A 22679-nucleotide genomic window follows, 5' to 3' on the forward strand; every position below is an offset into this window, starting at 1 on the left:
TCTCCTTCAGGATTTGTCTTCGGGACGCATCACCAGCACCGGTGAGCGGGCGGCGCGGACCACCTCGCGGGCGAAGCTCCCCATGAGCGCCCGCTGCAGACCGGCACGACCATGGGTGGTCATGGCAATCACGGCCCCCTTGATGAGGGCGGAATACTCCACCACGGCCTGGGCCACGTCCTTGCCATGAAGCACATCCCAGTTGACGGACATGCCGTGCAACTCGGGCATGTGGTCCGCCACCCGGCGCAGATAGACCCATTCCCCGGAGTCGGCGCCACCGCCCACGCCGAAGGAGGGCTTGAGCACCTGGATCAGGCGAATATCGGCACCAATGGCCCGAGCAAAGGACACGGCCTCCGGCAACATGGCCTCGGACAGCGGCGAACCATCCAGACAGACCAGCACGGTGCGGATCGGGCCGGTCCACTCCTCGGCAAACTCCGGCCCGGTGAACAGCAGGGGCCGGTGCGTATTCCGCACCATGTGACTGGCCACACTGCCGGCCACGGCCTCCCCCACCAGGCCGCGGGCATGGGTGGACATGACCACCGGCGAGTCCGGGTCCTGATTGATGAGTTCCATCACCCCGTCGGTGACCGAGGCATGGGTGATCACTTCCACCAGGGCATCATTGAGTCCCCGGGCCGCCAGGATGCTCTGCAACAGCGCCTTGCGTTCGCCGGCATCCTGATCCCGGGACACCACGGAGGCCAGACGGACCCGCAGGCCCAGCTGACCCGCCAGTGACAGCCCCGGTCGCAGGGCCGCCTGGGAACGGATGCTTGAATCCAGCGGAATGGTGACGGCAGCAGACATGACATGACTCCTTGTTGAGGACGTTGCGCGACTCAGGCAAGCCAGCGCTTGCGGCGTCGATAATGTTTCACGTTGAGGTAATCCACCTTGCCCGCGCCGCCCAGATAGAACTCCTGGACATCCGGATTCTCCCGCAGCACGGCGGCCTCGCCGCTCATGACCACATGACCGTTTTCCAGCAGGTAGGCATAGTCCACCACGGCCAGGGCGGCGGTGGCGTTCTGTTCCACCAGCAGCACGCTCATGCCCTGTTCCTCGTTGATCTTGCGGATGATCTCGAAGATCTCCTGCACCAGCAACGGAGAAAGGCCCAGGCTGGGCTCGTCCAGCATGATCAGTTCCGGCTCGGTCATCAGGGCCCGGCCGATGGCCAGCATCTGCTGTTCACCGCCGGAGAGGTAACCGGACTTGGTGCGGGCCCGCTCCTTGAGGCGGGGAAAATAGGTGAACACCTGTTCCCGCAGTTCCTGGTAGCGCTGTCGGCTGCCCCGCAGGGGGAAGGCCGCCAGCAGGTTGTCCTCCGGGGTCAGATGCTCGAAGATGCGCCGTCCCTCCAGCACGTGGACCAGACCGGCGGCCACCCGCGATGGTGGCGTCAGCGGCAGCATGTCCTGCCCCTTGAACCAGAGATTGCCACGGGTGACCAGACCCCGTTCCGGTGCCAGCAGACCGCTGATGGACTTGAGGGTGGTGCTCTTGCCGGCGCCATTGCCGCCCAGCAGGGCGATCATCTGCCCCTGCTCGATCTTCAGCGATACGCCCTTGATGGCAAGGAACACCCGGTCATACACCACTTCCACGTTGCTCAGTTCCAGCAGGGGACGGGCCGTGTCCTCCAGGGGGACGGCGGTGTTGGATGATGTCAGCATGGGAACACCGTTTTGAGTTGGGTGATGAAAGGCGTGGGTATGCCGTCCCGGCCAAGGCCGGGACGGCGGGCCGTCAATCAGCGGCCGTCACGGAAGCCCCGCGCATCCTTTTCGATCTCGTACCAGACAATATCCTGGAAGGCATTGGTCCAGTGGGTCAGCGGCTCCCAGGTCTGCCCGTTCCACTGGGACACCCGACCATAGCCACCACCCTGATGGTCGGTGGCGGTAATGGTCACCGGCGGCATCAGACCCCGGGCATCGAAGCCTTCGATCATTTCGAAGCCGCGCCGCAGCTTGTCACCGGTGAGGGGCGCACCGAACTCGCCGATGGCCAGCCGGGCTGCCTCCACCGCCACCGCCATGGTGGCCACGCCGATGTTGTAGTAGCTGGACCCCACGTTGGCGGCGGGACCGGCACCCAGGCCCGGCTCGATCACATGGGTGAGGATATCCTGGATCACCGCCGGCTCCTGGCCGAAGGCCACCGCCTCAAAACGCTTGACCCCGTTCATGTGGTTGCCGCCCACGTTGCGGGCATCGGTTTCCGACAGCCACACCACGGAGAGGATGTTCTCAGGCCGGATGCCGTTGCGGATGGCCTCGCGCACGGACACCTGCTGACCACCGCCGGCACCCCAGATGATCACGTGGTCGGGCCGGTAGCGGCGCACGTCGGACCAGGTGGCAGACTGTTCGGTGCCTGGGCTGGGATAACCGAAACTGCGCAACTGAAAGCCTTTCTGCTGGGCCAGCTCCTGCAGTACCGGCAACGGTTCACGACCAAAGGGTGAGTCGATATGGACCAGGGCGATGCGCTTGTTGGCCAGGCCGCCCTGATGACGGTCGATGTAGTCCGCCAGCAGCGTGGCCTGGGACCAGTAGGTGGCCATCATGGGAAACACAAAGGGGAAGGTCTCGCCGTGGGAGGCGTCGCCGCGCCCGTGCAGGGCGGTGATCATCACCACTTCATCCCGAAGTACCCGGTTCACCGCCGCCCGGGATACCGGCGTGCTGAAGAAGTCCACCAGCACGGCGCCCTCGCGCCGGGCCCGGTTGTAGGCCTCCAGACCCCGCTGGGGTTCGTTGGCGGTGTCGCGGATGATGGTCTCGATGGGATGCCACTCGACACCACCGGTCTCGTTAATCAGGCGCAGGTAGTCCTGCTGGCCCTGGTTGTACTCGCTGGTGACGAAGGTGTAGACGGCGGTGAAGTCCTGCAACAGTGCGAACTTGATCGGTTCCTTGTCGGCACTGGCGGTCCCTCCCACCGCCAGGGCCACGGCACCAGCCACTCCGGCCAGCCCTTTGAGCAATCTCTTCATGGCATACTCCTCATTATCGTCATCTGGCCCGGGGGCCTGGTGGGTATCAGCTCTGGGTATGACGGAACGGCCAGACCAGGAAATACTTGCGGATGTTGTCGTAGATCTTGGCCAGTCCCAGGGGCTCGAACAGAATCACACCGATGATCAGTGCCCCGTAGACCATCAATGGAATGTGCGACAGCAGATTGAAGGAAATGGGAATCAGGTCGAACTGGGCCACGAAGGCCAGCAGGTTGGTGAGCACAATGGGCAGCAGCAGGACAAATCCGGCCCCCAGATAGGCACCGATGACGCTGCCAAGCCCCCCCACCAGCACCATGGCCACCAGCTGAATGGAGACGTTGAACCCGAACTGTTCCGGGGTCACCGCCTGGTAGTAGCAGAACGCCAGCACCGCGCCGGTCACACCGCCCAGGAAGGAACTGGCGAAGAAGGCCAGCAACTTGTACTTGAGCGGGTTGACGCCGATCACCGAGGCGGCGAAATCCTTGTCCCGCACCGCCACCAGGGCACGCCCGAAGCTGCTGCGCTTGATGTTCATGATCAACAGCGTCACCACCACCGTCCACAGCAAGGCCGTGTAGTAGAGGGCGCCGTCACTCTGGAGCGGGACGAACAGGAAGGTCACGTCCGGGGTGCTCAGGGTGGCCTGGGCACCACCGGAGATGGCCGGCACGTTGATGATGGTCCACTCCACCAGGTACTGCATGGCCAGGGTGGCCATCACCAGGTAGAGCCCCTTCACCCGCAGGGCCGCCGCGCCGAACAGGCAACCGATCAGGGCCGCCATCAGGCCGGCCCCCAGCAGGGCCAGTTCGAAGGGCACCCCGGCCCGAGTCAGATGGATACTGGTATAGGCCCCGATGGCCATGACCGCGGCAAAGCCGAAGTGAAGCTGGCCGGCAATGCCCATCAGCAAGGTCAGGGACAGGGCCGCCGCGGTCCAGATCAGCCAGGGCAGCATGTAGCTGGTCAGATACAGGTCGGAGAGCAGGAACGGGGCCGCCAATGCCAGCAACAATAGTCCCAGGATGATCCGCCGGTCGGCGGTCACGGGCCAGAGGGCACGGGCCGACTCGTAACGGGTATGGTGAATGCCGGACAGTCGATAGAACATGACGTTTAGACCCTCTCGATGTCTTCACGGCCGAAGATGCCGTGGGGACGGAACATGATGGTGAGCAGGATGATCAGGGAAGTGACCACGTCGCGGGTGCCGCCACCCACCAGTGGGTCCACGTAACCGGGGATCACGCTGCCCAGGATGCCGACGATGAGACCGGCGATGAGAACGCCGTAGATGCTGTCCAGGCCGCCCAGGATGACCACGGCCACGGCCGGGAACAACAGGGCCGTCAGGGTCCAGTCCACCCCCTGTACCGAGCCCCACATGGCCCCCGCGGCCACCGCGGAGATCCCCGCCAGCCCCCAGGAGATGGCCACTGCCCGCTCCACGGAAATGCCCACGGACCAGCTGGAGATGTGGTTGTCGGACACCGCCCGCAACTTGGTGCCCAGGCGGGTGCGGAAGAACAGCAGGGACAGGCCCACCATGGCCGCGCCGATGAGGCCGCCCACCAGATATTCCCGGTTGATGAACACGTCACCGATGATGATGGGCATCATGTCCAGCCCCAGGTCCAGGCTCTTGGGGGCCGCCCCCAGCAGGCCGGGGCCGATGCCCCGCAACAGGCTCTCCAGGCCCAGGGTGAGCATGACCACCATGATGATGGGCTGCCCCACCATCTTGCGCAGCAGGAAGCGCTCGGTGAACATGCCGAACAGAAACATGCCCACCAGGGCCATGAAAACGGCCACCAGGATGGGCGTGCCCAGCAGGCCGGCGAAGATCCAGACGATGTAGGCGGCGAGCATCACCATCGCCCCCTGGGCCAGGTTGGGCACCCCCGAGGATTTGTAGATGAGCACGATGCCCAGGGCCACCAGGCTGTACATGAGCCCGGTCAGCGCCCCGTTGATGGTCAATTCGATCAGGAACTGGAAATCCATGGGTCATACCTCCTCTGCCAACTGGGCACCGGTCACGTCCGCCACCGCCAGGTGGCGCTTGAGGGTGCCGGACTCGCCGGTTTCGTAACTGATTTTTGCCTCGAACTCGATGCTGCCGCGGCCGTCGTAAAGGGACTCGATGATGGGAGCGTAGTGGGCATCGATGACCTTGCGCCGCAGCTTGCGGGTGCGGGTCACCTCCCCATCATCCGGATCAAATTCCTTGTGCAGATTGACAAAGCGCTGGATTGCCAGGGCCTCGGGCAGCACACCGTTCACATGGGCCACCTCCTTGCGCACCAGTTCGTAGACCTGGGGCTTCTGGGACAGGTCGGCAAAGGAGGTGTAGGCCACCCCGTTTTCCTCCGCCCAGTGCCCCACCGCGTCGATGTCGATGACGATCAGGGCGGCCAGATAGTCCCGATCCTTGCCCAAGATGCAGGCATCCTTGATGTAGTGACTGAACTTGAGCCGGTTCTCCACGTAGGTGGGGATGAACCGCTCGCCACCCCGGGTGTATACCACCTCGGACACCCGGCCCAGTACCACCAGTTGGCCATCCTCCTCCAGATAGCCCGCGTCCCCGGTATGCATCCAGCCGTCCTGGAGGGTCTCGGCGGTGGCCTCGGGATTGTTGAAGTAACCGTCGAAGATGTTGTCGGAACGCACCAGGATCTCGCCATCGTCGCTGATCTTCAGTTCCACTCCGGGGAAGGGTCGCCCCGCGGTGTGCAGGCTGATGGAATCCGGGGGCTGGGCCACGCACAGGGCACAGTTCTCGGTCTGACCGTAGAACTGGCGCAGGTTGAGGCCCAGGGCGCGGAAGAACAGGAACACATCCTCCCCCATGGCCTCGCCGGCGGTATAGGGCCGCTCCACCCGGGCCAGTCCCAGCTGATCCTTGAGGGGGCCGAAGATCAGGATTTCTCCCACGGCGCGCCAGGCCCGTTCCACGGGGGTAGGTATCTGACCGGCCAGCCGCCGCCGTTCCAGTTCCACCGCAAAGGGCATGAAATGGTGATAGAGGCGGCGCTTGAAACCGGTGGATTCACTGATCCCCACCTGGATGCGGGTGAGCATGTTGGACCAGGCCCGGGGCGAACCGAAGTACAGGGTGGGGGCGATTTCCCGCAGATCATGCAGGGCGGTTTCCTGACGCTCGGGAATATTGACGCAGAAACGCAGTACCAGGGCGGCGCCGATGGTGAAGATGAAGTCACCCACCCAGGCCATGGGCAGGTAGGCCATGTGTACCTCGCCTTCGCGGAAATATCCGGCCTGGGAGGCATTGCGCACCCCCGAGAGGATGTGCCCATGCTTGAGGGGAATGCCCTTGGGGGCGCCGGTGGTTCCCGAGGAATGCAGCAGCACCGCCGTGTCATGGACCGAGGGTCGGGACTGCAGGTCCTGGGCCAGGTTCGGCTCCCGCTCCAGCCGGTCACGCCCCCGGGCCAGCAGGTCTTCCAGGGCCAGCGCCCCAGGGGGTTCCTTGCCCTTGAGACCCCGTGGGTCATCGAACAGGATGTGATCCAGATGGCCGTAGCCGGCGGCACGGATGCCCAGCAGCTTGTCCACCTGCTCCTGGTCTTCCACCAGGGCACAGCGGATGGACTCCGTCTCCATCTGGGACTGGATTTCCTGGGGATTGGTGTCCGGGTAGGCCGGGGACGGCACGGCCCGCAGGGTCACCGCCGCCAGCATGCCGAAATACAGTGCCGGCCGGTTGTCTCCCACCACCAGGACCCGGTCCCCCGGACCGATCCCCAATGTCTCCAGACCGGCTGCCAGGGCCATGACCCGTTCCAGGTAATCCTGCCAGGTATATTCCTGCCAGATGCCCCGGTCCCGCTCCCGCAGGGCGACCTGATCACCATGGTCACGGGCATTGTTCACCAGCTGCCGGATCAGATGGTCCTGATCCTGCCAGCCAGGGTGCATGGCCCTGGAGCTCTCCAGATTCTGATGTATCTTTTCAGGCAGCATCTTTGACCTTCCCGATATAGGCCGTGACGACGGCAGGATCATTGATGGCTTCGCGGGTGGGGCCTTCGGCGATCTTCTCACCGTTGTTGAGTACCACGGCCCGGTTGCAGATGGCGGTGACCACGTCCATGTGATGCTCGATCAGCAACATGGTGGTCCCCATGGCCTCCCTGGCATCCAGGATGAAGCGCACCATGTACTCCTTTTCTTCCTGGTTCATGCCGGCCATGGGTTCGTCCAGCACCAGGAAGCGGGGCTCGGCACAGAGGGCACGGGCCAGCTCCACCCGTTTCTGCATCCCCAGGGGGATCACATCCACGGGTTCATCCCGCACGCTTTCCAGCTGCAGCAGATCGATGATTTCCTCCACCTTGACCCGGTGCGCCACTTCCTCCTTCTGCGCCCACCACCAGTAGAACAGGGAGGCCATGATGCTGGGGCGCATGAAGATGTGACGGCCCAACAGGATGTTGTCCAGCACGCTCAGGCCCCGGAACAGGGCCACGTTCTGAAAGGTGCGGGCGATGCCCTTCTGGGCAATGCAATGGGGCTTCAAGCCATTGATGGGTTCGCCCATGAACCGGATCTGGCCCTGCTGGGGTGGATAGAAGCCGGTAATGGCATTGACCAGGGTGGTCTTGCCCGAGCCATTGGGGCCAACCAGTCCGAAGATCTCTCCCTTGCGTACCGACAGGGAGATGCCCTTGAGTGCCTGAAGACCGCCGAACCAGCGATTCACCTGGTCGCATTCCAGTACGATGTCCTGGTCGGCGTCATGCTGAGTCTGTGTCACGCCTTCACCCTCCCGATGCCTGGTGATCTTGACTGCCGGCGGCCAGGCTGCCGGCGGTGTGTGTTGTGTTGATGGGTCGCAGCTGGCCCGTGGCCGCCGGGGCGGCTGGGTACCGGTCACGGTTTTCGGATCAGCCCCCTTGCATGCTCGCGGCGGGGCCGGGCCGCCTTCAGGTCGCCGATGGCGCGGGGATGCCCAGCGCCGCCAGGGCCTCGTCACGCAGCATGAACTTGAGGGCGCGCCCCGTACTGCGGGGAAATGCCTCATAGAGACGTACATGCAGGGGAATCTTGAAATGGGCGATCTGCCCCTTGCAGAACGCCTTGACCTCCGCCTCCGTCAGCGACGCCTCGATCTCAAGCTCCACACAGGCACAGACCACCTCCCCCAGTCGGTCATCGGGAATGCCCACCACCACCGCATCCCGGATCCCAGGATGGGTGCGCAGGAAATCCTCGATCTCCCGGGGGTAGATGTTCTCGCCGCCGCGAATGATCATGTCCTTGACCCCGCCCACGATGCGGCAGTAACCCTCCCCATCGATCCGGGCCAGATCGCCCGTATGCAGCCAGCCGGCGGCATCCACCACCCGCCGGGTCAGCTCCGGATCGTCCCAGTACCCGCGCATCACGTTGTACCCCCGCACGCATAACTCTCCCGTTACGTCTCTGGGCACCATGCGACCCTCGCTGTCGATGACCTTGGCCTCCACGTGGGGGCGAATGGTGCCCACGGTGTTGAGGCGCCGCTCCACCGGGTCATTCACGTCGCTCATGAAGGAGATGGGAGAGGATTCGGTCATGCCGTAGCCGATGGTGACCTGATCCATGTGCATCAGGCGCATCACCTGATCCATGGTGTCCGGTGGACAGGGCGCCCCGGCCATGATCCCGGTGCGCAGGGAAGCCAGATCAAAATCGGCGAACCGTTCATGGTCGAGCATGGCCTTGAACATGGCGGGCACCCCGTAGAGGGCGGTGCATCCCTCGCCGGCCACGGCCTTGAGGGTGTCCAGCGGATCGAAGGCCTCGCCGGGATAAACCATGGTCGCGCCATGTCCCAGGCAGGCCATGTTGCCCATCACCATGCCGAAGCAGTGGAATAGGGGGACCGGGATGCAGACCCGGTCATCCGCCCCCAGGCGCAGGGTCTGCCCAACCATGTAGCCGTTATTGATGATGTTGTGGTGGGTCAGCGTGGTGCCGGCGGGCTCGCCGCCCATGGCGTTGCTGAACTGGATGTTCACCGGATCATCCATCTCCACCCGGGCGGCCAGAGCCGTCACTTCAGCCAGAACTTCCGGATCGGGGTCGGCCTCCATGAGCCTGGTGAAGTCGAGCATGCCGGGGGTACTCGCCTCCCCCACCCGGATCACGCGGCGCAGTGACGGAACGGCGACGGCGTTCAGGATGCCGCTTTCGGCCACGGTCAGTTCCGGCAGCAGAGCCTGGAGCATCTGGATGTAATCACTGGTCTTGAACGCGTCCTGAGTCACCAGTGCCCGCGCCTGCACTAGGTTCAGGAAACGCTGCAACTCCGCCTTGCGCACGCCGGGATTGATGTTCACCGAGATCATGCCCAGGCGCGCCGCGGCCAGTTGGGTCAGGGTCCATTCACTCCGGTTCATCATCCAGATGGCGATCCGGTCCCCCGGCTGCAGACCCAGCCCCAGAAAGGCGGCGGCCAGCCGGTCCACCGCCATGTCCAGCGTCTTCCAATTCAGGCGGACACCGTGGGCACAGTCCACCAGGGCCAGCCCCTCGGGATGATCCGTGGCCAGCAGGCGCAACCGTTCCCCCACGGTCACCTCCAGGAGCGGCGCCACTCCCGTGCCCTGCACATAACTGCGGTCAGGCTGAGTCATGATCTGTCCTTCCTCCGGAGTGCCGACGTTTCGGTTGACGTCGGTCTGGTTATGAAGTTATGGCTAATCTAATTTCCGTTTACGTCCACGTCAACCGTTTTTTCCCATGATTTCACCGGGGTTTCTATGTGCAGCGCACAAAACCCATGCAGCCAGGTTGGCAATTGCGTAAAATATTCCGTAAACGGAAACCTGATCGAGTCCAGCGGGTCCAAGATCAGGATCTACGGGACCATCCACAGGAAACCTCCATCACCCATGGGACAACATCGGGAAAACAGTTATGAGCGAACCTCTGCCGACCATCCGGGAACATGACCTCAATGGCACTACCTACACCATTGGTGAACTGGCAAAGGAATTCGGTATCACCACCCGCGCCATCCGCTTCTACGAGGACGAAGGTCTGCTCAGCCCGGTTCGCATCGGCTCCAAGCGCCTCTACCGTCGCCGGGACCGGGCCCGACTCAAGCTCATCCTCCGCGGCAAACGCCTGGGCTTCACCCTGGCGGAGATCCGCGAGACCTTCAATCTCTATGACGAAGCCCATGGTGAATCCCATCAATTGCGCTATTACCTCTCGGTACTGGAAGAAAAGCGCCAACACCTGATCCGTCAACGGGAAGACCTGGAAGAGACCTTGCGGGAACTGGATCAGTCCTACGCCCATTGCGAGCAGTTGCTGGCACAGCAGGAGCAACGCAAGGCAAAGGACCAGAATATCGCCGCCCGCCGCCCGCCCCGTCGTGATCCGGTCATCGCCACCCCGCAAGACACCGTGGCAAACTGACGCCGGAAAGTCCTTCCCCGCCGGCAACGCACCTCGCCCGGCGCCGGCCCTTATTTCCCCTGCCCTCACCCCAGCACAAATTAACCTTTACGTAAAATACTTACAGCTAAATATTGACGTTTACGTCAACGGAATTTAATCTCCATCACAACCACCCAACACAGAGGGACTTTCCATGAGCCATTTCCCCACCCTGGACTTTGCCCTGGGCGACGAGATCAACATGCTACGGGATGCGGTGGCCGAGTTCGCCGCCGCCGAGATTGCCCCGCGGGCGGCGGATATCGACCGGGAGAACCAGTTCCCCCAGGATCTGTGGCCCAAGCTGGGTGAAATGGGTCTGCTGGGCATCACGGTGAGCGAGGAATACGGCGGCACCGGCATGGGGTATCTGGCCCACATGGTGGCCATGGAGGAAATCTCCCGGGCCTCGGCCTCGGTGGCCCTGTCCTACGGCGCCCATTCCAACCTGTGCGTGAACCAGATCAAGCTCAACGGCACCGAGGCGCAAAAGCGCAAGTACCTGCCCAAACTGATGACCGGCGAGCATGTGGGCGCCCTGGCCATGTCCGAGCCGGGCGCCGGTTCCGACGTGGTCGGCATGCGCCTGCGGGCACGCAAGGAAGGCGACCGCTACATCCTCAACGGCAACAAGATGTGGATCACCAACGGCCCCGAGGCCAGCACCCTGGTGGTCTACGCCAAGACCGACCCCGATGCCGGCCCCCGGGGAATCACCGCCTTCATCGTGGAACGGGACATGAAGGGCTTTTCCACCGCGCAGAAACTGGACAAGCTGGGCATGCGCGGTTCCAACACCTGCGAACTGATCTTCGAGGACTGCGAGATCCCGGCGGACCACATCCTGGGCAAGGAAGGCGAAGGGGTGAAGGTACTGATGTCCGGCCTGGATTATGAACGGGCGGTGCTGGCCGCCGGCCCCCTGGGGATCATGGCCGCCTGCATGGACGTGGTCATCCCCTACGTGCACGAACGCAAGCAGTTCGGCCAGGCCATCGGCGAATTCCAGCTCATGCAGGCCAAGCTGGCGGACATGTACACCAACCTCAATGCCTCCCGGGCCTATGTCTACGCGGTGGGCCGGGCCTGCGACCGGGGCGAGACCACCCGCAAGGATGCCGCCGGCGCCATCCTCTTTGCCGCCGAAAAGGCCACCTGGATGGCCCTCGAGGCGATCCAGTGCCTGGGCGGCAACGGCTATATCAACGAATACCCCACCGGGCGCCTGCTGCGGGATGCCAAGCTCTACGAGATCGGCGCCGGCACCTCGGAGATCCGGCGCATGCTGATCGGCCGCGAACTGTTCAAGGAAACCCGCTGAACCTGCTTCAGCCCATCGTCGGGGACGCCAGCACAGGGGAGTCAGGGACCATCATGAACGTCATCAAGAGCAAGATCGACACCCGATCCGGGGAGTTTGCCGCCAACCAGGCCGCCATGGGCGCTCTGGTGGAAGATCTGCGATCCCGGGTGGCCCGCATCACCCAGGGGGGCAGCGAACGGGCCCGGGACCGGCATCTGTCCCGGGGCAAGCTGCTGCCTCGGGAACGCATCCAGGTCCTGCTGGACCCAGGCTCCCCATTCCTGGAACTATCCCAACTGGCGGCCCTGGGGATGTACGACGATGAAGTGCCGTCCGCCGGCATCATCGCCGGTATCGGCCGGGTCTGCGGCCAGGAGTGCATGATCGTGGCCAATGACGCCACGGTGAAGGGCGGCACCTACTACCCCATGACCCTCAAGAAGCATCTGCGGGCCCAGGAGATCGCCCGGCAGAACCGGTTGCCCTGCATCTATCTGGTGGACTCCGGCGGTGCCAACCTGCCCAGCCAGGACGAGGTCTTTCCGGACCGGGATCACTTCGGTCGCATCTTCTACAACCAGGCCGTGATGTCCTCCCAGGGCATTCCCCAGATCGCGGTGGTGATGGGTTCCTGTACCGCCGGCGGCGCCTACGTGCCCGCCATGGCCGAGGAAAGCATCATCGTCAAGGAACAGGGCACCATCTTCCTGGCCGGGCCACCGCTGGTGAAGGCGGCCACCGGGGAGGTGGTCAGCGCCGAGGAACTGGGCGGGGCCGATGTGCATTCCCGCGTCTCCGGGGTCACGGACCATTACGCCCTCAACGACGCCCATGCCCTGGGGCTGGCGCGCCGCGGCGTCGGTCGCCTCAATCGCTGCAAGCGGGTGGACCTGGACATTCGTCCCACCCGCCCCCCCCTGTACGATCCGGCCGAGATCGGCGGCATCATCCCCGCCGACAGCCGCAAGCCCTACGACGTGCGCGAGGTGATCGCCCGCATCGTCGACGGCTCCGAGCTGGACGAATTCAAGGCCCTCTACGGCACCACCCTGGTCTGCGGCTTTGCCCATATCCACGGTTACCCGGTGGGCATCATCGCCAACAACGGGGTGCTGTTTTCCGAATCGGCCCTCAAGGGCGCCCATTTCATCGAGCTGTGCAGCCAGCGGGGCATTCCCCTGGTATTTTTGCAGAACATCACCGGCTTCATGGTGGGACGCAAGTACGAGTCCGGCGGCATCGCCAAGGACGGCGCCAAGATGGTCACCGCCGTCGCCTGCGCCCAGGTGCCCAAGTTCACCGTCCTGATCGGCGGCAGTTTCGGCGCCGGCAACTACGGCATGTGCGGCCGCGCCTATTCGCCCCGCTTCCTGTGGATGTGGCCCAATGCCCGCATCTCCGTCATGGGCGGCGAACAGGCGGCCAACGTGATGGCCCAGGTGAAGCGGGATACCCTGGAACGTCGCGGCGAAACCTGGACCCGCGAAGAAGAGGAACGGTTCAAGACCCCCATCCGCGAGCAGTACGAACGCCAGGGCCACCCCTATTACGCCACCGCCCGGCTCTGGGATGACGGCGTCATTGATCCGGCGGATACCCGCATGGTGCTGGGACTGGGTATTTCCGCCAGCCTGAATGCCCCCATCCGCGAGACCCGCTTCGGCCTGTTCCGCATGTAGTCGCAAGGAGCCCTTTCATGCCCGACACCTCAGCCCTGACCTGCGAGATCCGGGACGACATCGCCTGGATCACCCTCAACCGTCCCGAGCGGCACAACGCCTTCGACGACGCCCTGATCCGGGACCTCACCGAGGCCCTGCGCCGGGTATCGGCGTCGCCGGCGGTACGCGCCGTGGTGCTGGCAGGCGCCGGCAAAAGTTTTTCCGCCGGCGCCGACATCGGCTGGATGAAGCGCATGGCCCACTACACCAAGGCGGAAAACCTGGCGGATGCCCAGGCCCTGGGGGATCTCATGGATACCCTCTATCGCATGGACCCGCCGACCATCGCCCGGGTCCATGGCGCCGCCCTGGGCGGCGGCGTGGGCCTGGTGGCCGCCTGCGATCTGGCCCTGGCCACGGAGCAGGCCCATTTCTGCCTCTCGGAGGTTCGCCTCGGCCTGATCCCGGCCACCATTTCCCCCTACGTGATCGAGGCCATGGGGGCACGCCAGGCCCGGCGCTACTTCACCACCGCGGAGCGCATCGATGCCCGGGAGGCCGCGCGCATCGGCCTGATCCATCAGGTGCTGGCGGACGAGGCCGCCCTGGATGCACAGATCCTCCAGACCCTGAACCAGATCCGTCGCAACGGCCCCGAGGCCATGGCCGCCGCCAAGGCCTTGGTCCGGGACGTGAGCCATCGCCCCATCGACGCCGCCCTGGTGAGCGAGACCGCCGGGCGCATCGCCCGCATCCGGGCCGGTCGGGAAGCCCAGGAGGGCCTGGGTGCCTTCCTGGAAAAACGGCAGCCCGCCTGGTGCCCCTCCGACCCGGCCTGATGGCCCCCAACCGCAGGGAATCGAGCATGTTCCACAAGATACTGATTGCCAACCGGGGCGAGATCGCCTGCCGCATTGCCCGTACCTGCCGCGAGCTGGGGATTCGTACCGTGGCCGTCTATTCCGAGGCGGACAGGGAGGCCATGCACGTCAAGGCCTGTGACGAGGCATGGCCCATCGGCCCGGCACCGGCCCGGGATAGCTACCTGAACATCCCCCGCATCCTGGAGGCGGCCCGACGCAGCGGCGCCCAGGCGATCCACCCCGGCTATGGGTTTTTGTCCGAGAACGCCGATTTTGCCCGCGCCTGCGACGAGGCCGGCATCGTTTTCATCGGTCCCCCGGTGGGGGCCATCGAGGCCATGGGCTCCAAGAGTGCCGCCAAGGCGATCATGGAAGCCGCCGGCGTGCCCCTGGTGCCGGGGTACCACGGCGACGATCAGTCCCCTGCCCTGCTGGCCGACGTGGCCGCCCGGATCGGCTATCCGGTCCTGATCAAGGCCTCCGCCGGCGGCGGCGGCAAGGGGATGCGACGGGTGGATGATCCGGACCGGTTTCGCGAGGCCCTGGAAGCGGCCCGGCGCGAAGCCCGCTCCGCCTTCGGCGATGACCGGGTGCTGGTGGAAAAATACCTGCTCCAACCCCGCCACGTGGAAGTCCAGGTCTTTGCGGACAGCCAGGGCCGGGTGGTCCACCTGTTCGAACGGGACTGCTCGGTGCAACGGCGACATCAGAAAGTCATCGAGGAAGCGCCCGCCCCCGGCCTGGATCAGGCGCGTCGGCACCAGCTGGGCGAAGCGGCCATTGCCGCCGCCCGCGCCATCGGCTACGTGGGCGCCGGCACCGTGGAATTCATCATGGACAGTCGCGGCGAATTCTATTTCATGGAAATGAACACCCGCCTGCAGGTGGAGCACCCGGTCACCGAGATGATCACCGGCCAGGACCTGGTGGCCTGGCAACTGCGGGTGGCCGCCGGTCACCCTCTGCCCTGCGAACAGGCCGACCTGGCCATCCGGGGACATGCCTTCGAGGCCCGCATCTATGCCGAGGACGCAGATCGGGATTTCCTGCCCGCCACCGGCACCATCGGCCACCTGCGCACCCCGCCGTCGAGCCGGCACGTGCGCATCGATACCGGCGTACAGGAAGGCGACGAGATCAGCGTTCACTACGACCCCATGATCGCCAAGCTGGTGGTCTGGGATCAGGACCGGGAGACCGCCCTGCGCCGCCTGGCCACGGCCCTGGAGTCCTTCATCGTCGTGGGCACCACCACCAATGTGGGTTTTTTGTCCCGCCTGGCCCGCCATCCGGCCTTTGCCGAGGCACGGATCGATACCGGCTTCATCGACACCCACCGGGCCGACCTGCTGCCGCCGGTACCACCGATCAATGACGGACAGCTCTGTGCCGCCACCCTGCATGAACTGCTTCGAGTGGAGCAGGCGGCCCGGGAGCGAGCGCGTCAGTCCGGCGACATCACCTCCCCATGGCATGCCACCACCGGCTGGCGCCTGAACACCGACAGCCACCGCACCCTGCACTTTTTCGACTCGGCCCGAGACCGGGATCTCAAGGTGGTGGCCCATTATCTGGACACGGGCTTTCGCCTGGACCTGGGACAGGGTGAACACTGGGTCCAGGGCAATCTGCAGCCCGATGGTCGCCTGCGCATGCAGGTGGACGGCGTGCATCAGGATGCCTGGGTGTTGCAGGAAGGACGCCGTCTGAGTGTCTGCATGGCGGGTCACACCCGTGACCTGGTGATCCATGATCCCCTGGCGGCGGGCATGGACGACGAGATCCAGGAAGGCAGCCTGATGGCCCCCATGCCGGGCCTGGTGGTTGCCGTCCATGTGAAGCCGGGTGACGTGGTGCAAGAAGGCGATCCCCTCATGGTGCTGGAGGCCATGAAGATGGAGTATCAGATCAGCGCCCTCACCGACGGCATCGTCGACAGCGTGAACTACAGCGAAGGCGAACAGGTGACCGAAGGCGCCCAGCTCCTGACCATTCGCCAGGGAGAATGACCCATGGCACCCGTCACGACCCCCTACTATCTGGAAGACCTGAGTCCCGGCATGTGCTTCGAGACCGAGGCCACCACCATGACCGAGGCGGACATCATCCGCTTCGGTCGGGAATTCGACCCCCAGCCCCACCACGTGGACCCGGAGGCCGCCCGTCACACCCTGTTCGGCGGTCTGGTGGCCAGTGGCTGGCACACCATCGGCGTGATGACCGCCCTGGCGGTGCGCTCCGGCATGCCCCTGGCGGAAGGCCAGATCGGCGTGGGGGTGGAAGGCATTCGCTTCGCCAAGCCGGTTCGCCCCGGTGATCGCATCCGACTGCATCTGAAGATCCTGGAGGCCCGCCCGCGGGAATCCCGGCCCGGCTGGGGGGTGGTGCGGGTGCAGTGGACCGGCATCAACCAGCATGACGAAGTGGTGGTGGAACTCCAGCCCAGCGTGCTGGTGCGCGCCCGCGACGGGGAGATCGCCCGATGAACCTGCCCGGATCGTCAGTGCGTCTGGTGGAGGTCGGTCCCCGGGACGGCCTGCAGAACGAACCGGGCACCATTCCCACGGCCGTCAAACTGAGCCTCATCGAGCGCCTGGCCGACGCGGGCCTGACCTGGATCGAGGCCACCGCCTTCGTTTCCCCAAAATGGGTGCCCCAGATGGCGGACCATGGAGAGATCATGACCGCCCTGGCACCCCGACCCGGGGTGCGCTATCCGGTCCTCGCGCCGAACCTCAAGGGTCTGGAGGCCGCCGTGGCCGCGGGCGCCAGGGACGTGGCGGTCTTTGCCGCGGCCTCGGAAAGTTTTTCCCGCAAGAACATCAACTGCGGCATCGACGACAGTCTGGACCGTTTTGCCCCGGTGATGGAACGGGCCAGGGCGCTGGACATCCCGGTACGGGGCTACGTCTCCTGCACCCTGGGCTGTCCCTATGAGGGCGAGATCCCGCCGGAGGCCGTGGCCCGGGTGGCGGCGCGCCTCCATGCCATGGGTTGCCATGAGATCTCTCTGGGAGACACCATCGGCACCGGCACCCCCCTCAAGGCCCGTCGCATGGTGGAGCGGGTGGCCGAGGTGGTGCCCATGGCGCAGCTGGCGGCCCATTTCCATGACACCTACGGCCAGGCCCTGGCCAATCTCTACGCCGTCATGGAACTGGGCATCCGCACCATCGACGCCTCGGTGGCGGGCCTGGGGGGCTGCCCCTATGCCCGGGGCGCCTCGGGCAATGTGGCCACCGAGGACGTGGTCTACATGCTGCACGGCATGGGTATCGACACCGGCGTGGACCTGGCGGCCCTGGTGGAAACAGCCCACTGGATCTGCGGACAGCTGGGACGGCCCGTGAACTCCCGGGTGGCCCGGGCCATGGCGCCTTGCGATGCCTGAAAACCGTCAGCCGGCGCGCTCCCACCCGCCCTGAATGATCCGGATCCGACCGGCCGCCAGGTTCTCCATCACGTTGCGACCCATCACGAAAAAGCGTTCGCCGAAGATCAATGACGGGTTCAGCGCCCCGGACTCGCCCCGGGCCTCACGGCCCGTGTGCTTGCGGCGCCATTGCAGCGCCTGCTCGCTGATATCCTCCATGAACAGGGGACGCAGTCCGATGGTCTCCAGCCGCGCTTTCAGGGTTGCCAGGTCCGGCAGATGGCTGTGCCGGGGCAGGTCCGCCCAGGGCACGGGTAACTGCAACGCCCCCTCCCCCGACCCTGCCACCACTTCATGGATCAGCAGTCGCCCGCCGGGACGCAGCACCCGGACGATCTCATCCAGTGCTTGCGGCAGGTCCGGCACGTTCAGGAACACATGCTGTGCCCAGACCGCATCAAAGGAGGCCATGGCAAAGGGCAGGCATTGGGCATCGCCGTGAACAAAATCAGTCCTGGCGGCCAGCCCGGTGGCGCGACTGAGCCACCGGCCGGTGGACACGAAATCCGGCGTGATATCCAGACCGGTGACCCGCAGACCATGGTCATGGGCCAGCAGACGGGTGGTGCCCCCGGTGCCGCAGCCCAGATCCAGCACCCGCTCAGCCTGGGAAAAATCCGCCCGGTCCGCCAGCCGACGGCTGGCCGCCCGTCCGCCCACATGAAGTTGATCGATGGCGGCGACATCATCGCAGGCGAGTCGATCCGGGTTCAGCCCAGCCTGGATCAGGGCTTGACGCAGGATCTGTTCAAGCCCCGACGGGGCGTAGCGTGAGGCAAGAGAGCCGGCGGAGTCCACGGGATTACCGTCCATCCTGATCAGGGTCGATGGTGCAAGGCGAAAAAAAGGGGAGCACTCCGGCTCCCCCAGGCACCGCACGCGATCAGAATCGCGTTTGCAGATTGAGACTCACCGCGTTGAGGCTATCCCGGTCGGGCAGCAGATCAGCAGTATCAGCAAAGCCATAGGTGGCCCAAAGACGGGTGGATTGGGTGACGTGGTAGTGGAACTGGATATCACCGAACGCCACATTCTCGGATTGACTCAGATCCCGCGCCAGACCGTCATACTGCACCCAGCCGGCGGCCAGCTTGAGCTGCCAGCTTTCGTCCGGGCTAAACGTGCCCCGCACCGCGATCAGATGACGGTCGAAATCCTGGCGAACCCCCTCGAACTCCCTGGCACCCTTGCCCAGTCCCGACATGCTCAGGGCATTCATCCGGGTGGCGGTGGCATCGTGGCGGGGGCTGCTGTGGATCAGGCTGGAAAAGCTGTCAAACCCCGGTTCGATCAAGGAGCCATTGAGGTTGAAGAAATATTGACCTTCCAGCTTGAAGCTGGGGGTGATGTCAAAACCGCCGCGCACAAACCCGGCATAGGTATCATTGGTGAACAGGGCATCCCCGCCACCCAGATAATGACCACCGGCCGTCAGTTGCACCTCGCCTACCTTGCCCTGAACCCAGGGGGAAATCAGGGTGCCGCCGCGCACGTTGTAAAAACGGTTTGATTCATAATCACCCACGGCGTCCTTCTCATCATCCCCCAGGTAATATCCCAGCAACGCCCCCCAGGCCCAGCCGCTGTTGCGTCCAGTCAGACCGGCATAGAGCAGGTAGCCATCGTCCTTGTTGTCATTCAAGGAAATCTTGCGGCGCTGATCCCCGCCCACCAGGAAGGTCACCCCGTCGGCCACCGGACCCATCAGGATGATGCGGTCACGGCGGTCGTCGGCCACCGTCATGCCGAAGTTCCAGTTGGCAATCTGCCGTCCCACCCGGAGCTGCCAGCCCTCACCCATGGGCACGCTGACATAGCCGTAATCCAGGGTGACGGTGCGGTGATCCCGGCCATCGGTAAAGGGCTGGTTCTGCTGCAGTCCGTTCAGATCACCCGAGGCATCCCCACGCCAGGTATCGTTGATCAGGTTGACGCCCGCATGGACGCTCACCCCGTCCTCGATGCGGATGTCCGTGCGCAGGCGCAGACGTTGTTCAAAGCCGTTTTCGCTACCGCCGGCAGCCATGCTGCGGTCAAAACCGCGCACATCAATATCGCCGCTGAACTTGTATTCCACGGCCTGGGCGCCGGGCACGGCAAGAAGGCCGGCCAACGCAAGGTGGCTGGGTCTGATACCCATATTGACTCCTCCCATCACTTAATCTGGTGGTGATTCTTGTCTTGGTGCGCCGCTGGGAATCATCCGGGCACTGGTTAAAATTAGATTACGTTTACGATAACGTCAATGTTTATTTTCCTTAACGTAAACGGTAACCTTGGCCTACGCTATCAATATATCATCCAACAAAGTCCGTGGAGAGACATCATGGCGACTCAGGCTCAAATGCTCTGGCAACCGGGAACACGGGAACTCAAAGAGAGTGGCATGGCCCGGTATCAGGCCTGGCTGGTGCAGTCGGGCCAGGGCCATTTCCCGGACTACCCGGCCTTGCATCGTTGGTCGGTGGAACACCCGGAGTCCTTCTGGGAGAGCATCTGGCATTTCACCCAGGTCCGCGCCAGCCGGTCTTATACCCATGTTCTTGAACATCCGGCCATGCCCGGTACCCGCTGGTTTCCGGGGGCACGACTGAATTTTGCCCAGAACCTGCTGCGCCATGTCATCGACCAGCCCGATGATCGGGAAGTGATCACGGAAGTCAGCGAATCCCGCCCGGCCCTGGGTCTGAGCCGGGCCGAATTGCTGGCACGGGTGGCCGCCCTGCAGGCCGCGCTCAAATCCCTGGGGGTGGAACCGGGGGACCGGGTGGCCGGCGTGGTGGCCAATACCCATGAGGCCCTGGTGGGGATGCTGGCCACCACCGGCATGGGGGCCATCTGGAGTTCCGCTTCTCCCGACTTCGGCACCGCGGCGATTCTGGATCGCTTCGGTCAGATCGAACCCAAGGTGCTCCTGGCCGCCAACGGCTACCGGTACAACGGCAAGTGCTTTGATCGCAGGCAGCAGAACCTGGAGCTGGCCGCGGGCCTGCCAACCCTGGCTGGGGTGATTTCCCTGCCCATCGTGCCGGAGCTGGGCCACCCGGAGGATGAGCGTTTCCTGAGCTGGGAGAAGATCATGACCGTCCATGCCGACGCCGAACCGGTGTTCGTGCAGGGGCCGCCGGATCAACCGGTCTATATCCTGTATTCATCCGGCACCACCGGCGTGCCCAAGTGCATCGTTCACGGCGCTGCCGGCATGCTGCTCAACCACAGCAAGGAACTGCTGCTGCACGGGGACATCGGTCCCGATGACTGCTTTTTCTACTTCACCACCACGGGCTGGATGATGTGGAACTGGCTCGCTTCCGGCCTGCTGACCGGCGCCAGGCTGGTGCTGTTCGACGGTTCCCCCGGCCACCCCGACATGAACCGGCTGTGGGATCTGGTGGCCGAGGAAGGCGTCACCCACTTCGGCACCAGCGCCCGGTTCCTGGGCAACTGCCGCAAGCTGGCACTCACCCCCGGCAAAAGCCATGACCTGTCCGCCCTGCGGGTGATCTTCTCCACCGGCTCGCCCCTGCTGGCGGAAGATTTCGATTGGGTCTATCAGCAGGTGAAACGGGATCTGATGCTGGCTTCCATCTCCGGTGGCACCGACATCTGCGGCTGCTTTGTTGGCGGCAGCCCCTTGCTGCCGGTCCATCGGGGGGAAATCCAGTGCGCCCAACTGGGAGTGGATGCCCGGGCCTTTCTCCCGGACGGCAGTGATGCCGGCCTGGAACGGGGGGAACTGGTCTGCCTCCAGCCCCTGCCCTGCATGCCGGTGGGATTCTGGAACGACCCCGACGGCAGTCGTTACCGGAGCGCCTATTTCGAGCAGTTCCCCGGCGTCTGGGCCCACGGGGACTTCATCCAGTTCACCGCCCACGGCGGCGCCATCATTCACGGCCGCTCCGATGCCACCCTCAACCCCGGCGGCGTCCGGATCGGCACTGCGGAGATCTACCGCCAGGTGGAGACCATTCCGGAGATCCTGGACAGCCTGGTGGTGGGGGCGCCGGACCAGGAGGGAGACGTGCAAGTCATCCTGTTCGTGGTCATGGCACCGGATCAGCCCCTGACAGCGGAGCTGGAACGGACCATCCGCACCCGCATCCGCACCAATGCCAGCCCTCGCCACGTCCCGGCACGGATTCTGGCGGTGCCCCAGATCCCCTACACACGCAGCGGCAAGAAGGTGGAACTGGCGGTGGCCAGGATGTTTCAGGGTGCCGGCGGGTCGGAAAACACCGGCGCCCTGGCCAACCCGGAGGCGCTGGAGCAGATGGCAGACGTGCTGCGGGAAGCCCGGTTACTGGCCTGACCCTCGAATCACATGGACTCACCCACCGATGAGGACGTTCAAATATGTACCGGACAACCCGCTGAAACTAGGAACCGGCCGGCAATTCATGCACACTTATGTCGTGTTATTGTGCCCAAGCATCTCCAACTGACGGGGATGTCCCGGGGCCAGTTCCGACTTATCCACCCATTCCCGGAGAGACCATGCCTGCCAGAACACGTATGATCCTGATCGCCGCGGCGGCCTTCGTGGCCATCGTTTTCTTCCAGCCCCTGCTCACCTTCCTCGGTGGGATACTTGTGATCGCGGTGGCGGCCACCTTGATCTTCCGTGATTTGCCCCAGGATACCCAGGACATGATCGAAGGCCATCTCAATGGCTGGATCCGTCGCGCCCGTAGTGGTTTCTGGCCTGCCGAAGACAGTGCTTCCGAGCACAGAGGCACTTCGGCCCGCGCCCGGGTGATCGAGGCTGAACTGGATGATGAGGAGGAGGACGACGAAGCCCCCGCACCCAAGCCCAAGCCGCGTACTCGTCGTCCCCGTACCAAGAAAACCACCTCGGCCTCCAGCGGCAGTAGCAGCAGTACATCGTCCTGATGCTGTCCATCCCCTGTGGAATCAGGTCGACCGGCGCCGGCAAAACCGGTTC

19 protein-coding genes are annotated in these 22679 nt (G+C 64.5%); 9 read left to right on the forward strand and 10 right to left on the reverse strand.

From position 1 onward, the window contains the following. Positions 1-6: 6 nt before the first annotated feature. The 8 genes from BMX62_RS00365 to BMX62_RS00400 form a co-directional block, all read right to left on the reverse strand. On the reverse strand, positions 7-819 hold the full coding sequence (locus BMX62_RS00365; RefSeq protein WP_090202323.1) for a universal stress protein: 813 nt from the start codon (positions 817-819) through the stop codon (positions 7-9). A 32-nt stretch (positions 820-851) separates the two neighbouring features. Then, positions 852-1688, reverse strand: coding sequence for an ABC transporter ATP-binding protein (locus BMX62_RS00370; protein WP_090202325.1), 837 nt, complete (start codon positions 1686-1688; stop codon positions 852-854). Positions 1689-1765: 77 nt separating this feature from the next. Next, positions 1766-3013 (reverse strand): ABC transporter substrate-binding protein, encoded by a 1248-nt coding sequence (locus BMX62_RS00375; protein ID WP_090202327.1) that lies wholly within the window; start codon positions 3011-3013, stop codon positions 1766-1768. Between the two features lie 46 nt (positions 3014-3059). Next, entirely contained in the window at positions 3060-4133 is a 1074-nt protein-coding gene (locus BMX62_RS00380) for a branched-chain amino acid ABC transporter permease (protein WP_090202329.1), read from the reverse strand. Positions 4134-4138: 5 nt separating this feature from the next. Next, a complete protein-coding gene (locus tag BMX62_RS00385) occupies positions 4139-5026 on the reverse strand; it encodes a branched-chain amino acid ABC transporter permease (protein ID WP_090202332.1) in 888 nt (295 codons plus the stop codon). 3 nt (positions 5027-5029) lie between these two features. Further along, entirely contained in the window at positions 5030-7009 is a 1980-nt protein-coding gene (locus BMX62_RS00390; protein ID WP_090202334.1) for an AMP-dependent synthetase/ligase, read from the reverse strand. Then, positions 6999-7802, reverse strand: coding sequence for an ABC transporter ATP-binding protein (locus tag BMX62_RS00395; RefSeq protein ID WP_238375779.1), 804 nt, complete (start codon positions 7800-7802; stop codon positions 6999-7001). Before BMX62_RS00395 ends, BMX62_RS00390 begins: the two co-directional genes overlap by 11 nt. A gap of 169 nt (positions 7803-7971) precedes the next feature. Further along, positions 7972-9666, reverse strand: coding sequence for an AMP-binding protein (locus BMX62_RS00400; RefSeq protein WP_090202337.1), 1695 nt, complete (start codon positions 9664-9666; stop codon positions 7972-7974). Between the two features lie 283 nt (positions 9667-9949). Between BMX62_RS00400 and BMX62_RS00405 the strand changes: the two genes are divergently transcribed. The 7 genes from BMX62_RS00405 (at position 9950) to BMX62_RS00435 (ending at position 17695) form a co-directional block, all read left to right on the forward strand. After that, positions 9950-10456, forward strand: coding sequence for a MerR family transcriptional regulator (locus BMX62_RS00405; protein ID WP_090202339.1), 507 nt, complete (start codon positions 9950-9952; stop codon positions 10454-10456). 175 nt (positions 10457-10631) lie between these two features. Then, on the forward strand, positions 10632-11798 hold the full coding sequence (locus tag BMX62_RS00410; RefSeq protein WP_090202340.1) for an isovaleryl-CoA dehydrogenase: 1167 nt from the start codon (positions 10632-10634) through the stop codon (positions 11796-11798). Between the two features lie 53 nt (positions 11799-11851). Next, on the forward strand, positions 11852-13459 hold the full coding sequence (locus tag BMX62_RS00415) for a carboxyl transferase domain-containing protein (RefSeq protein ID WP_090202342.1): 1608 nt from the start codon (positions 11852-11854) through the stop codon (positions 13457-13459). 17 nt (positions 13460-13476) lie between these two features. Continuing rightward, positions 13477-14280: an enoyl-CoA hydratase/isomerase family protein gene (locus BMX62_RS00420; protein ID WP_090202344.1), complete on the forward strand. Its 804-nt coding sequence runs from the start codon at positions 13477-13479 to the stop codon at positions 14278-14280. Positions 14281-14306: 26 nt separating this feature from the next. Continuing rightward, positions 14307-16313 carry an acetyl/propionyl/methylcrotonyl-CoA carboxylase subunit alpha gene (locus BMX62_RS00425; RefSeq protein WP_090202581.1) on the forward strand — a complete coding sequence of 669 codons (2007 nt, stop codon included), beginning with the start codon at positions 14307-14309 and terminating at the stop codon, positions 16311-16313. Between the two features lie 3 nt (positions 16314-16316). Beyond that, positions 16317-16790: a MaoC family dehydratase gene (locus BMX62_RS00430; RefSeq protein WP_090202346.1), complete on the forward strand. Its 474-nt coding sequence runs from the start codon at positions 16317-16319 to the stop codon at positions 16788-16790. Further along, positions 16787-17695, forward strand: a complete 909-nt coding sequence (locus BMX62_RS00435; RefSeq protein WP_090202348.1) for a hydroxymethylglutaryl-CoA lyase — start codon at positions 16787-16789, stop codon at positions 17693-17695. The genes BMX62_RS00430 and BMX62_RS00435 overlap by 4 nt, the downstream gene beginning before the upstream one ends. Before the next feature lie 6 nt (positions 17696-17701). On the opposite strand, the gene BMX62_RS00440 is transcribed toward BMX62_RS00435, so the two are convergent. Then, complete coding sequence (locus BMX62_RS00440) at positions 17702-18550, reverse strand: class I SAM-dependent methyltransferase (protein WP_090202349.1); 849 nt, start codon at positions 18548-18550, stop codon at positions 17702-17704. Positions 18551-18620: 70 nt separating this feature from the next. Further along, positions 18621-19877 carry a hypothetical protein gene (locus BMX62_RS00445; RefSeq protein ID WP_090202351.1) on the reverse strand — a complete coding sequence of 419 codons (1257 nt, stop codon included), beginning with the start codon at positions 19875-19877 and terminating at the stop codon, positions 18621-18623. A gap of 186 nt (positions 19878-20063) precedes the next feature. Between BMX62_RS00445 and BMX62_RS00450 the strand changes: the two genes are divergently transcribed. Further along, positions 20064-22046 carry an acetoacetate--CoA ligase gene (locus BMX62_RS00450; protein ID WP_090202353.1) on the forward strand — a complete coding sequence of 661 codons (1983 nt, stop codon included), beginning with the start codon at positions 20064-20066 and terminating at the stop codon, positions 22044-22046. Positions 22047-22231: 185 nt separating this feature from the next. Continuing rightward, the gene (locus BMX62_RS00455; protein WP_143339628.1) at positions 22232-22627 is read left to right on the forward strand and encodes a hypothetical protein; all 396 of its coding nucleotides are present in this window, start codon (positions 22232-22234) and stop codon (positions 22625-22627) included. The last annotated feature ends 52 nt before the right edge of the window (positions 22628-22679 follow it).

This window comes from Ectothiorhodospira magna (genome assembly GCF_900110965.1).
GTDB lineage: Bacteria > Pseudomonadota > Gammaproteobacteria > Ectothiorhodospirales > Ectothiorhodospiraceae > Ectothiorhodospira > Ectothiorhodospira magna.

Excerpts from the sequence above, each read along its gene's own strand:
- BMX62_RS00400 (WP_090202337.1), bottom strand. The coding sequence starts at position 9,666 with ATGACTCAGCCTGACCGCAGTTATGTGCAGGGCACGGGAGTGGCGCCG.
- BMX62_RS00380 (WP_090202329.1), bottom strand. The coding sequence starts at position 4,133 with ATGTTCTATCGACTGTCCGGCATTCACCATACCCGTTACGAGTCGGCC.
- BMX62_RS00455 (WP_143339628.1), top strand. The coding sequence starts at position 22,232 with ATGCCTGCCAGAACACGTATGATCCTGATCGCCGCGGCGGCCTTCGTG.
- BMX62_RS00450 (WP_090202353.1), top strand. The coding sequence starts at position 20,064 with ATGGCGACTCAGGCTCAAATGCTCTGGCAACCGGGAACACGGGAACTC.
- BMX62_RS00420 (WP_090202344.1), top strand. The coding sequence starts at position 13,477 with ATGCCCGACACCTCAGCCCTGACCTGCGAGATCCGGGACGACATCGCC.
- BMX62_RS00385 (WP_090202332.1), bottom strand. The coding sequence starts at position 5,026 with ATGGATTTCCAGTTCCTGATCGAATTGACCATCAACGGGGCGCTGACC.
- BMX62_RS00390 (WP_090202334.1), bottom strand. The coding sequence starts at position 7,009 with ATGCTGCCTGAAAAGATACATCAGAATCTGGAGAGCTCCAGGGCCATG.
- BMX62_RS00445 (WP_090202351.1), bottom strand. The coding sequence starts at position 19,877 with ATGGGTATCAGACCCAGCCACCTTGCGTTGGCCGGCCTTCTTGCCGTG.
- BMX62_RS00430 (WP_090202346.1), top strand. The coding sequence starts at position 16,317 with ATGGCACCCGTCACGACCCCCTACTATCTGGAAGACCTGAGTCCCGGC.
- BMX62_RS00440 (WP_090202349.1), bottom strand. The coding sequence starts at position 18,550 with ATGGACGGTAATCCCGTGGACTCCGCCGGCTCTCTTGCCTCACGCTAC.
- BMX62_RS00435 (WP_090202348.1), top strand. The coding sequence starts at position 16,787 with ATGAACCTGCCCGGATCGTCAGTGCGTCTGGTGGAGGTCGGTCCCCGG.
- BMX62_RS00405 (WP_090202339.1), top strand. The coding sequence starts at position 9,950 with ATGAGCGAACCTCTGCCGACCATCCGGGAACATGACCTCAATGGCACT.
- BMX62_RS00415 (WP_090202342.1), top strand. The coding sequence starts at position 11,852 with ATGAACGTCATCAAGAGCAAGATCGACACCCGATCCGGGGAGTTTGCC.
- BMX62_RS00375 (WP_090202327.1), bottom strand. The coding sequence starts at position 3,013 with ATGAAGAGATTGCTCAAAGGGCTGGCCGGAGTGGCTGGTGCCGTGGCC.
- BMX62_RS00425 (WP_090202581.1), top strand. The coding sequence starts at position 14,307 with ATGTTCCACAAGATACTGATTGCCAACCGGGGCGAGATCGCCTGCCGC.
- BMX62_RS00410 (WP_090202340.1), top strand. The coding sequence starts at position 10,632 with ATGAGCCATTTCCCCACCCTGGACTTTGCCCTGGGCGACGAGATCAAC.
- BMX62_RS00365 (WP_090202323.1), bottom strand. The coding sequence starts at position 819 with ATGTCTGCTGCCGTCACCATTCCGCTGGATTCAAGCATCCGTTCCCAG.
- BMX62_RS00370 (WP_090202325.1), bottom strand. The coding sequence starts at position 1,688 with ATGCTGACATCATCCAACACCGCCGTCCCCCTGGAGGACACGGCCCGT.